Below are 294 nucleotides of genomic sequence, written 5' to 3'. Positions count from 1 at the left end.
ACCTTGTAAATGACGTCGGCAAACCCGGCGAAAGCAATAATACCCTGCGTTTCAACGGTGCAGAGTCTGGTACAACACGGTTTAGTCGTGATGGGAATCATCTGACCATACAGGCCTACGGAACGGAAGACAGCCTGACGGTAACTAACTACTTTTCAAACAGCGAAACAACAGGAGGGATTTACCGCCAGTTCAGCTTTGTCTTCGACGATGCGACGCTGACGGAGGCTGATCTTGCAAAATCGGGAATCACCTTCTCAGGGACAGACGGAAATGATAGCGCACAAGGCTGGT

The 294-nt window shown here is 50.3% G+C and carries 1 protein-coding gene; it reads left to right on the top strand.

Going from position 1 to position 294, the window contains the following annotated elements:
- On the top strand, positions 1–294 hold a 294-nt coding region (locus tag ED901_RS06515; RefSeq protein WP_205965076.1), incomplete at both ends, for a calcium-binding protein.

This window comes from Rahnella sp. Larv3_ips (genome assembly GCF_003697865.1).
GTDB lineage: Bacteria > Pseudomonadota > Gammaproteobacteria > Enterobacterales > Enterobacteriaceae > Rahnella > Rahnella rivi.
The sequence above is the reverse complement of the archived record's forward strand: the minus strand, read 5'-3'. Positions and strand labels throughout refer to the sequence as shown.